Origin of the sequence: Citrobacter sp. wls757, assembly GCF_005280935.1 — a bacterium.
GTDB lineage: Bacteria > Pseudomonadota > Gammaproteobacteria > Enterobacterales > Enterobacteriaceae > Citrobacter > Citrobacter portucalensis.
The window spans coordinates 1-4,348 of record NZ_SZWU01000075.1 but is presented as its reverse complement, the minus strand read 5'-3'; the positions used below and the strand labels follow the sequence as shown (position 1 = coordinate 4,348).

The 4,348-nt window shown below is 55.3% G+C and carries 5 protein-coding genes; 3 read left to right on the top strand and 2 right to left on the bottom strand.

What is annotated here, in order from left to right; all coding sequences use genetic code 11:
- Nucleotides 1-222 precede the first annotated feature (222 nt).
- Both FDW94_RS20405 and actP read left to right on the top strand, forming a co-directional pair.
- Nucleotides 223-537 carry a DUF485 domain-containing protein gene (locus tag FDW94_RS20405; protein ID WP_003031750.1) on the top strand — a complete coding sequence of 105 codons (315 nt, stop codon included), beginning with the start codon at nucleotides 223-225 and terminating at the stop codon, nucleotides 535-537.
- The gene (actP, locus tag FDW94_RS20400; RefSeq protein ID WP_008786931.1) at nucleotides 534-2,183 is read left to right on the top strand and encodes a cation/acetate symporter ActP; all 1,650 of its coding nucleotides are present in this window, start codon (nucleotides 534-536) and stop codon (nucleotides 2,181-2,183) included. Before FDW94_RS20405 ends, actP begins: the two co-directional genes overlap by 4 nt.
- 45 nt (nucleotides 2,184-2,228) lie before the next feature.
- Here actP and FDW94_RS20395 read toward each other — a convergent pair whose 3' ends face one another.
- Entirely contained in the window at nucleotides 2,229-2,918 is a 690-nt protein-coding gene (locus FDW94_RS20395; RefSeq protein ID WP_003031745.1) for an LrgB family protein, read from the bottom strand.
- Nucleotides 2,911-3,321 carry a CidA/LrgA family protein gene (locus FDW94_RS20390; RefSeq protein ID WP_003826638.1) on the bottom strand — a complete coding sequence of 137 codons (411 nt, stop codon included), beginning with the start codon at nucleotides 3,319-3,321 and terminating at the stop codon, nucleotides 2,911-2,913. Before FDW94_RS20390 ends, FDW94_RS20395 begins: the two co-directional genes overlap by 8 nt.
- A 101-nt stretch (nucleotides 3,322-3,422) precedes the next feature.
- On the opposite strand from FDW94_RS20390, the gene FDW94_RS20385 reads away from it, so the two are divergent.
- Complete coding sequence (locus FDW94_RS20385) at nucleotides 3,423-4,313, top strand: LysR family transcriptional regulator (protein ID WP_032942105.1); 891 nt, start codon at nucleotides 3,423-3,425, stop codon at nucleotides 4,311-4,313.
- Nucleotides 4,314-4,348: the final 35 nt, after the last annotated feature.

The following is a 4,348-nucleotide window of genomic DNA, read 5'->3' as shown; positions in this document are numbered from 1 at the left end:
GAAAAGGCTTGCAGGCGATAACAGTATCTACAAATCTGACCCTACCCTCTCTTCACCGGGAGGGAAATATAAAAAACCTCCCCCCAAAGGATTTCGTGTTACAGGAAGGCGGCAAGCGAGCACATCCCCAAAAGCATAGTTCACTATGTGACTGGGGTGGGCAAGTGCGGCCAACGAACTTGTAGCACGAAAGACGCAGGGGGACCTCTGGAGAGCTCTGTGATGAATGACCAAATTTATCAGCGGATAGAAGACAGTGCGCGTTTCAGGGAGTTAGTAGAAAAACGGCAACGGTTTGCCACCATTCTGTCCATCATCATGCTGGCAGTTTATATCAGCTTTATATTATTGATTGCCTTTGCGCCGGGCTGGCTGGGTACTCCGCTACACGCGGGAACCAGCGTCACCCGCGGTATTCCGATTGGGGTCGGTGTGATCCTTATCTCCTTCATCCTGACCGGGATCTACATCTGGCGGGCAAACGGTGAATTCGATCGCCTGAACAATGCGGTTTTGCACGAGGTTAAAGCATCATGAAGAGAGTCCTGACGGCGCTTGCCGCCACGCTGCCCTTCGCCGCAAACGCGGCGGATGCTATTAGCGGTGCAGTCCAACGCCAGCCAACCAACTGGCAGGCGATTATTATGTTCCTGATTTTCGTCATCTTTACGCTCGGCATTACCTACTGGGCGTCAAAGCGCGTACGTTCGCGTAATGACTACTACACCGCTGGCGGTAACATCACCGGTTTCCAGAACGGGCTGGCGATTGCGGGCGACTATATGTCGGCGGCATCGTTCCTCGGGATTTCCGCGCTGGTCTTTACCTCCGGTTATGACGGGCTGATCTATTCACTCGGCTTCCTGGTCGGCTGGCCAATTATTCTGTTCCTGATTGCTGAGCGTTTGCGTAACCTGGGTCGTTACACCTTTGCAGACGTTGCGTCTTATCGTCTGAAGCAAGGGCCAATCCGTATTCTGTCTGCCTGTGGTTCCCTGGTGGTGGTTGCGCTGTATCTGATCGCGCAGATGGTTGGTGCAGGTAAGCTGATTGAGCTGCTGTTTGGTCTGAACTATCACATCGCTGTCGTACTGGTTGGCGTGCTGATGATGATGTACGTTTTGTTTGGCGGCATGTTGGCGACCACCTGGGTACAGATCATCAAAGCCGTACTGTTGCTGTTCGGTGCCAGCTTTATGGCCTTTATGGTGATGAAGCACGTCGGCTTTAGCTTCAATAATCTGTTCACCGAAGCGATGGCGGTACACCCGAAAGGTTCAGCCATTATGAGCCCGGGCGGGTTGGTAAAAGACCCAATCTCCGCACTGTCGTTAGGTCTCGGCCTGATGTTTGGTACGGCGGGCTTGCCGCACATCCTGATGCGCTTCTTCACGGTTAGCGATGCCCGTGAAGCACGTAAGAGTGTGTTCTACGCCACCGGTTTTATGGGTTATTTCTATATCCTGACCTTTATCATCGGCTTTGGCGCAATCATGCTGGTAGGTGCAAATCCGGCGTACAAAGATGCTGCGGGCGCGCTGATTGGCGGTAATAACATGGCGGCGGTTCACCTGGCGAATGCGGTGGGCGGTAACCTGTTCCTCGGCTTCATCTCAGCCGTGGCGTTTGCCACCATTCTGGCGGTGGTTGCCGGTCTGACTCTGGCGGGCGCATCGGCAGTGTCTCACGACCTGTACGCCAACGTGTTCCGCAAAGGCGCCACCGAACGTGAAGAGCTGCGGGTTTCGAAAATCACCGTGCTGGTGCTGGGCGTGATTGCCATCGTGCTCGGCGTGCTGTTCGAAAACCAGAACATCGCCTTCATGGTCGGCCTGGCGTTCGCCATCGCGGCGAGCTGTAACTTCCCCATCATTCTGCTCTCTATGTACTGGTCGAAACTGACCACGCGTGGCGCAATGTTGGGTGGCTGGTTAGGCCTGCTGACGGCAGTGGTGCTGATGATTCTTGGTCCAACGATTTGGGTCCAGATCCTCGGTCACGAAAAAGCCATTTTCCCGTATGAGTATCCGGCGCTGTTCTCCATCAGCGTAGCATTCCTCGGGATCTGGTTCTTCTCTGCCACCGACAACTCAGAAGAAGGCAACCGCGAACGCGAGCAGTTCCGTGCTCAGTTCATCCGTTCCCAGACCGGGTACGGCGTAGAACAAGGTCGCGCGCACTAACTTCCCTTCTCCTCCGGCTTTCGGGCCGGAGGATTACATCCTTTCTCAGAACATCAGCCTCGCCACCAGCGGTGCCACCAGCACCATTACCACGCCGGAAAGCATCATCACCAGGCTGGCAACGACCCCTTCCTGCTGACCGAGTTCATAAGAGCGTGCCGTGCCTGCGCCGTGCGATGCTGCGCCAAATCCTGCGCCTTTCGCCATCCCTTCACGAATGGAAAGCCGTAAAAACAGCACATCGCCGACCGCCATACCAAATACGCCGGTCACCACCACGAACAATGCCACCAGGTCCGGCTGCCCGCCCAACGGTTCTGCCGCCGCCAGCGCAAACGGTGTGGTGACGGAGCGCACCGCCAGACTGCGTTGGATCTCATCAGGCAACATAAACAGGCGCGCCAGCCATACGGAACTGGTGACGGCCACCAGCGTTGCCGTTACCACGCCCGCCGTCAGCGACATCCAGTGACGCTTAATCACGGCAAGGTTGTCATACACCGGAACGGCAAAGGCGATGGTCGCCGGGCCTAACAACCACAGCAACCAGTGCGATTCACCGATATAGTTTTGCCAGGAGATATGGCCGAAGACCAGCATCAGCACCAGCAGGGCCGGGGTGAGAACTAATGGCATTAGGGGTAATTTACGAAAACGGCGATACAGGCGCTTATTGGCAAAGTAGATACCCAGCGTAATCACCAGACACAACACGCTTAACTGGAAATTACTCACGGTTTAGCCTGCGCATTTCATAGCGATACACTTTATCCACCACCCACGCCGTTGCGCCGAGCACCATCAGCGTACTGATCGCAATCACGGCAAATATACGCCAGCCATCAACCAGCAACAGCTGCGTGTAGTTCACAACGGCGACCACCGCCGGGACAAAAAACAGCAGCATTTCAGCCAGTAACCAGCGAGCACCTGCGCGAATCCAGTTCAGCGGGATAACCCGACAGACAATTAACGCCAGCATCAGCACCATCCCGACCAGGTTGGCAGGAAGCGGCAGATGCAGCCAGGAGACAAGATATTGAGCAAATACAAAAAGACCTGCGTACAACAGAACCTGAACAGGAATCTGGAGTCGATGAATAACAGCAGGCGTCACGCGGCTTATCGCCACAGCCATGAGGGTATGTCCTTAAAAAATAGAGAGCGCCAGTATAGAGAGCCCCCTTCCAGGACTGAAATGAATTAAACTCATTGCAGGCATAGTCTTAAGGAATAATCATGGATATCAGAACGCTGCGATATTTTGTTGAGGTGGTTCGTCAGCAGAGCTTTACCCGCGCAGCGGAGAAGCTTTTTGTCACCCAGCCCACCATCAGCAAGATGTTGAAGAACCTTGAAGACGAGCTTAACTGCACGCTGTTAATCCGCGATGGTCGGCGACTGCTGTTAACCGATACCGGGCAGGTCGTTTTCGAACGCGGCCTGGCGATCCTTGCCGAGTTTCGCCAGCTTGAAGCGGAACTCAGTGACATAAATCACCTCAACAAGGGCGTGCTGCGCCTCGGTATCCCGCCCATGGTGGGGATGTTGATGGCCGGGCCGATCGGCCTGTTTCGCCAGCGCTATCCCGGCGTGGAACTGAAGGTCTCTGAATTTGGCGGCTTAACCGTTCAGCAGGCGGTAATGAACGGTGACCTGGATGTCGCGATGACCGCGCTGCCAGTTGAAGAAGAGAGCGGTCTGGCAACCTTACCGCTTTTTAGCCATCCACTCTGCGTGTTGGTTCCTCGCTCCGGTCAGTGGACAACGTGCGAATCCATTTCCCCCGAGGCGCTGGCGGAACATCCGCTGCTTATCTACAACGAAGATTTCGCGTTGAGCCGCCAATTGCTTGAGCTGTTTAGCCAACACAACGTCAAACCCCGCATCGCGGTGCGCAGCGGGCAGTGGGATTTTCTAGCGGCAATGGTACAAGCCGGGGTCGGGATTGCCATTTTACCGGAGCCGATTTGCCAGCGGCTGGATAAGCAAACGTTGCGCTGGATCCCTCTGGAGAGTGACTTACGCTGGCAGTTGGGCATGATTTGGCGCGAAGGCGTGTATCTGTCGCACAGCGCCCAGGCGTGGCTCAAATGCTGTGAAGGGTTTTGGCTACCTCAAGCGTCGTAAAATGCCGGATGCGGCTAACGCCTTATCCGGCCTAC